Origin of the sequence: Parvibaculum sp., from assembly GCF_049672805.1 — a bacterium.
GTDB lineage: Bacteria > Pseudomonadota > Alphaproteobacteria > Parvibaculales > Parvibaculaceae > Parvibaculum.
In genome coordinates, this window is the sequence record NZ_JBATWS010000076.1 from 1 (window position 1) to 5949 (window position 5949).

General features: G+C 60.9%; 5 protein-coding genes and 1 tRNA gene. 4 read left to right on the forward strand and 2 right to left on the reverse strand.

The features are described from left to right. Both WBF74_RS02495 and gph read left to right on the forward strand, forming a co-directional pair. A partial coding sequence (locus WBF74_RS02495; RefSeq protein WP_424434674.1) for a DUF2817 domain-containing protein occupies window positions 1-635 on the forward strand: 635 nt, incomplete at its 5' end. Between the two features lie 30 nt (window positions 636-665). Beyond that, window positions 666-1400: a phosphoglycolate phosphatase gene (gene gph / locus WBF74_RS02500; protein ID WP_424434677.1), complete on the forward strand. Its 735-nt coding sequence runs from the start codon at window positions 666-668 to the stop codon at window positions 1398-1400. A gap of 8 nt (window positions 1401-1408) precedes the next feature. Here gph and WBF74_RS02505 read toward each other — a convergent pair whose 3' ends face one another. Next, entirely contained in the window at window positions 1409-2581 is a 1173-nt protein-coding gene (locus WBF74_RS02505) for a DUF3047 domain-containing protein (RefSeq protein WP_424434680.1), read from the reverse strand. A gap of 138 nt (window positions 2582-2719) precedes the next feature. Here WBF74_RS02505 and WBF74_RS02510 point away from each other — a divergent pair. Then, window positions 2720-2795, forward strand: a tRNA-Val gene (locus WBF74_RS02510). 159 nt (window positions 2796-2954) lie between these two features. Next, on the forward strand, window positions 2955-5426 hold the full coding sequence (locus WBF74_RS02515) for a patatin-like protein (protein ID WP_424434683.1): 2472 nt from the start codon (window positions 2955-2957) through the stop codon (window positions 5424-5426). On the opposite strand, the gene WBF74_RS02520 is transcribed toward WBF74_RS02515, so the two are convergent. Further along, a partial coding sequence (locus WBF74_RS02520) for a serine aminopeptidase domain-containing protein (protein WP_424434686.1) occupies window positions 5399-5949 on the reverse strand: 551 nt, incomplete at its 5' end. The two genes, WBF74_RS02515 and WBF74_RS02520, sit on opposite strands and share 28 nt — an antisense overlap.

Below are 5949 nucleotides of genomic sequence, written 5' to 3' on the forward strand. Positions count from 1 at the left end.
GGCAATGGGCGCTCGAAGATGCGATCAGCCGCGGGCAATACACGCACCCGGACGGCTATCATTTCGGCGGCACGAAGCCTGAATGGTCGAACATCGTGTTGCAGGGCATCGTTGCCCGCATGCTGTCACATGTGCATCGGGTCGGCTTCATCGACTGGCATTCTGGTCCGGTGGGCGATGGCGAGTTGATCCATCTCTGCTATTCCGAACCCGGCAGCCCCGCCTATCGGCGCGCGGGCGACTGGTGGGGGCGCAATGCGCTCGACCCGAAAACCGTTGACGCCATGTGGGGCTCGAAGCGCCCGACACGGCGCGGTACCATGTTCTCGGGCATTGAAGACATGCTCGGACCGCGCGTTCAGTTTGCCGGAGCCGTCATCGAGTTCCGTTCGGCGCTCGCGAAAAACAACGCCGCAAAGGCCATGCGCGTGCCGATGCTGGAGCGGTGGCTGCGCTTCATTGGCGGCTTCGATGCGCTGGAAGCACCTGCCTATTTCGAGGAAATAAGAGAGGATTACGCCCCACGCCGTCTTTCCTGGCGGGAGAATATCATCACCAACGGGCTTGCCTGTTACGAGCAGACATTCAAGGGGCTTGCCGAATGGTCGCGCGAAGGGCTGAAAGCGGCTGATTGACGCCCCTGCCGCGAAGAAACCGGCGCAGGCTTGCCACAATCAGGCGGCCATGCGAGACAGGCACCGCTCAATCTGAACGGTGAAGTCATGCGCCCTACCCTGCTTTTCGATCTCGACGGCACATTGGCCGATACGGCGGCTGATCTCTGCGAAACGCTCAATGTGATCCTTGAACTGCATGGGCGCGAACGCGTGTCCGAAGCGCGTGTCCGTCATCTTGTGGGTGGCGGCGCCCGGCTGCTTCTTGAGCGCGGCTTCCGGGAAACAGGGGAGGAGGCGAGCGAAGAACTGCTCGACCAGAGCTTTGCCGAGTTCCTCGACTATTACGAACATCATATTGCTGACCACACGAAACTCTGGCCTGGTATGCGCGATCAGCTTGATCGTCTGGCCGATGCGGGCGCGCTCATGGCCGTCTGCACCAACAAGGTGGAAAGCCTTTCGCGCAAGCTGATTGAGACGCTTGGCATTGACCATTATTTCCCGGTCGTGATCGGCGGAGATACGCTGCCGGTGAAGAAGCCGGACCCAGAACATCTCCTTGAGGCAATCCGGCAGCTTGGCGGCGACAAGGCCTATGCGGTGATGGTGGGCGACAGCGAGGCGGATATTTATGCCGCGAAGAATGCCGGCATCCCTTCCATCTGCGTCACCTTCGGCTATACGCGCATTCCGGTGGCGGAGCTTGGAGCTGATGTGACCATCGACCATTATGATGAATTCCCCGCGGCCCTCGCAAAGCTGCTTCCGGCTCACTTCGGCTGAAGGCGGTGCTAGAGGACTTTCAGCACCCGCTCGCCATCAGCGAGTTCAATTCCCGTATATTCGCAAATGCCTTCCTGCCGCTGAAAAACGCTGACGGCAATGAGCCAGATGCGGGTGATGCGTGCGGGCGGCGCGCCAATGGCCTTTGCGTAATCAGCGCGAAGCGAGCGTTCTTCCGACAGCCATTTGCCAAGATTGGTGGGGTTTGAGCGTACGACCCAGTGTGTCTCCACCTTGTCCCAATAGGGAAGCGGGCAGCGGAAAATCGTATCTTCGGCGAGCGATGACGACCACATATAGGTAAGGTCCTGCCCGTTATCATATTCCACGGCGATGGAGAGATAGTCATGCGTCGGCTGAATATCTTCCGGCAGATCGCAGGGCAGTCGGTCCACCTTCCACCGCCAACGCAGGCGCGTTTCCTCCGTCAACGGAAAATCGGCCGGGAATTGCAAGATGCCGACATCTCCTGCCGTATGGCAGCAGATGCTGTGCGTATCCGCCGCATGATGCTCGCGAAAGATGCGGCCCTCGCCCAGCCGCCAGAGATAGCGCCAGCCTTCCGGCGGCGGAACGGGGTGACGCGCCTCTTCAAGCGCCGCCGCGACAAGCCCTTCATAGTCACCCGCTAGAGCCAGTGCCTCGAGGCCGGCAAGCGCCGCGCCCTTCCACCGGATCACACAGACGCTGATCTCACCGGAGAGGCCTTCTCGCGGATAGGCGGGATCGAAATGCCCCTGCTCATCCGCCCATTCACCCGGCGGCTTCGCCACCACTTCGAGCAGCCCGCCCGCCACCATGGTGACGGTGGAGTGATTGCCGGGCGTCTTGCAGATCGCCGTGCCCGCGCCAGTCCGCAACCAGAGGCCGATACGCGCCCCAAAGCCGAGATCGAGCAGTTTCGAGGCCCAGAAGCCGCCTGCCGCGATAATTGTCACCTCATCACCGGGCGTAACGCTGAAGCCTGCCGCCTGCCACTGATCCTCCGGCCGGAGCGTCAGGCAGCGCGCCTCGCCTATATGCGCGGCTACCGCGGGCTCGGCCAGAAGCGCCGTCATCGCCCGCTCGAAAGCCGGGCCAGAAGCGGGGCCGAGGGCGCGCGGTTTCAGCCTCCGCCCCAGACCACGCATCGCAAGCCGCGCAAGCGTTGCGGCCGTTCTGAGCTGCGATCTGTCCGGCATCGGGCCTCCCCGTTTTCTCTCACACCAGCCTACCCCGCCCTGCCCGCCCGCAAAACCCCGCGAACGGCTTGACTTGGCGCCGAACCAAAGCATATAGACGTGCTCCCGAACGAGATCGGCGCCCATCGCGCCCACAGGGGACGGTTAGCTCAGTTGGTAGAGCACTGTGTTCACATCGCAGGGGTCACTGGTTCGAGTCCAGTACCGTCCACCATTGAATTCAATGACTTAGCCATTTCCCTACAATGCCCCGCCGGTAGGGCATACTGGCATTGATCATCGTAATTGGTCGTGAATAGCTGCTCGCCTAGACTGCGGGCGGCGGTGGATTCGCTGGGGCGCTTCGGGGCGCAGGTTGCCAGGGCGGTGGGGCATGAAGGAAAAGGAACTCAGGATCGCGCTTGTCTGTTATGGCGGCGTTTCGCTCGCCATCTACATGCATGGCGTGACGAAAGAGATTCTGAAGCTGGTCCGCGCCTCGCGCGTCTATCACCATGATCTCGCCCGCTCCCACCGCGCCGATGCGCGTTATGTCGATATCGATCATGCGGATCGCGAGACAGATACGGAAGATATCTACTTTGATCTCATTCAGGCCATCGGCCGCTCGCTTGATCTGCGCATCTTCGTGGACACGATTGCCGGTGCCTCGGCGGGCGGCATCAATGGCGTCCTGCTCGCCCGCGCGCTCGCCCATGATCTGCCGATGGATGCACATCGCAAGATGTGGCTGGAACAGGCCGATATCATCGCGTTGATGGATGAGGAGCATCTGGCGGGGCGCTGGGACAAGCTTTTCATGAAGCCCTTTTTCTGGGGCATGACGGACAAATGGCTAGCGCGTTATGCGCCCGACATAGAGATGCGCCAGAAGTTGCAACGCTTCACGCGCTCGCGCTGGTTCGAGCCGCCTTTCTCCGGCTCCATCATGAGCGGCATGCTGCTTGATGCCTGCCGCGCGATGGGAGAGCCGGAGCCTTCCGGTGCATCGCTTTTGCCTGCGGGCCACAGGCTGGACCTCATTGTCTCGGTCACGGATTTTCACGGCTACAGCCAGAACATTCCGCTGCATGATCCCGTTTCCATCCGCGAGCGGGAGCATCGGCACAGCCTGAAGTTCAGCTATTTCCAACATACAAGCGGTGCGACGGAGAGCGACTTCGATCTCGATCATGTGCCGGGGCTTGTCTTTGCGGCGCGGGCGACGTCCTCCTTCCCCGGTGCTTTCCCGCCAGCTCGGATTGGCGAGCTTGATGCCGTGCTTGAAGAACGCGGGCTTGACTGGCCGACGCGGGCCGAGTTTCTGAGCGGCAAGTTCCGCCCGCTCAATATGTCCGGCTCTGACCCTGTGAAAGCGTCCTTCATTGATGGCAGTGTGCTCAACAACAAGCCTTTCGCAGAAGCGATTGAAGCCATTCGTGGGCGTCCCGCCTATCGCGAAGTGGACAGGCGCATCGTCTATATCGATCCCGACCCGAAAGGCGGGCGCGTTGAAGGTGGCGGCGCGGCACCCGGCTTCTTCCACACGATAAGAGGTGCGCTTTCCGACATTCCGCGCAACCAGCCAGTGCGCGACGAACTTGAATCCCTGCATGATTTTTCAGAACGCGTGCGGCGCTATCGGCAGATCGTTTCTGCAACACGGCCGCATGTACGCGCGCGCGTGGTCGAGCTTTTCAATGGCAATGCTGGCAAGGTGCCGGGCGTGGAGGAACTCGCAAAACTTCGCAACAAGGCGAATGCCAAAGCCGCGCTTGAAGCAGGCTATGCCTATGATGCCTATGTGCAGCTCAAGGTTTCTTCTGTTCTCGACCAGATAACAAATATCGTTGCCGATCTGAGCGAGGCGGTGACGCATCCAAGCGACAGGCTTGCCCTTTCCCGCGCCGTGGAAACATGGGCGAAGAATACCGGTATCTTCCCCGTGCAATGGGCAGCGCAGGCTGCTGCAGGCGAAGAGCCCGGCAAGGAAGATGCCTGGGTGCGCTTCCTGCGAGATTTCGATGTCGGCTTCCGCTTGCGGCGTCTGCGCTTTGTCGTTCGCAGGCTGAACGAGCTTTATCAGCGCATTGGCACAAAGAACGGCGATGCGCCGGAGTCTGCTGCACTTGATGAGTTCAAGAAGCACCTCTATCGCTGCCTTGAACGCATCCAGTCGGAAACCTCGGCGCGGCTCCGCACTGCCGATACGCGGCGTATCTGTGCGGCTATTTACGAGGATGGCGTCGCCGAGCCGCATGAGATCAACGCCTTCACGGCGCATATCGGGCCGGAGCTTAACCTTGTCGGCCTCGACCATGATGTTGATGTCCGTTTCGTGGAAATGGCGAGCACCGCCCTGCCCGAAGAAATTCGTACCGAACTTCTCCATGCCTATGTCGGCTTTCCCTTTTTCGATGTGCTGACGCTGCCGCTGAACAAGTGGCAGGACCTTGATGATGTGGACACGGTGCTGGTGGACCGCATCAGCCCGGAAGATGCGCGTGCGCTGCGCGAAGGGGGCGCGCCTGCCACTCTGATGGGACGCGATCTAGGTTATTTCGCCGCCTTCTTCAGCCGCCGTGCCCGAGAGAATGATTATCTCTGGGGCAGGCTCCACGCGGCAGACAGGCTGGTTGATATTGTCGCGAGCAGCGCGCCTGAAGCGGTGAAGAAGGCAGGGATTGATCTGCAACAGATCAAGGCGCGGCTTTTTCGCTCAATCCTCAAAGCCGAGAAACCTCATCTCGAGCATGTGCCGGACCTGTTCGCCGATCTGGAGCGGGAAATCAGGATTCGTTTTGGCGAGGAGCAGACATCCGCCGCCGTCGAAGAAGATCACTCCGGCACGGCAGCACCGCAGTGACGAGGATCTGTCTCGCCGGAGGGTAAGGGCTGCGTCCTATCGTTCACCCATGAAGTAATGTCCCGCCATACTGTTTCGCGCTGCAGATCGCGCAGCAGCATATGGTAGCCCTCGGTATAGCAGGCATTCGTGACTTCCGTTCTCGCCGCCAGCATGGCGCGCCGCACCGCCTCAACGGCAGGTGCCGGAACGATCTCGTCCTTCGCGCCATAGAGCAACAGCACCGGCACGCGGATGCGGGGCGCCGCGTCATAGGCGCTATCCATGAGATTGACGAGACCGTAAATCGTGCCGATCTGCGTTTCCTTGATGACGAGCGGGTCGCGGCCAAGCGCACGCAGCATCTCGATATTGTCGGAGGGCATGATTTCCAGCCCTCGCCCTGTCAGCGTGTAGGAAGGTGCAATCCGCGCGGCCATCCAGAGCACGGCCCCATAGAGATCATTCATCGCCTTCCAGCCCCAGACGGCCGGTGCGACGAGAATGAGACCGTCCACCTCGGGCGGTCCGACAAGCGTCATAC

Excerpts from the sequence above, each read along its gene's own strand:
- WBF74_RS02505 (WP_424434680.1), bottom strand. The coding sequence starts at position 2,581 with ATGCCGGACAGATCGCAGCTCAGAACGGCCGCAACGCTTGCGCGGCTT.
- WBF74_RS02515 (WP_424434683.1), top strand. The coding sequence starts at position 2,955 with ATGAAGGAAAAGGAACTCAGGATCGCGCTTGTCTGTTATGGCGGCGTT.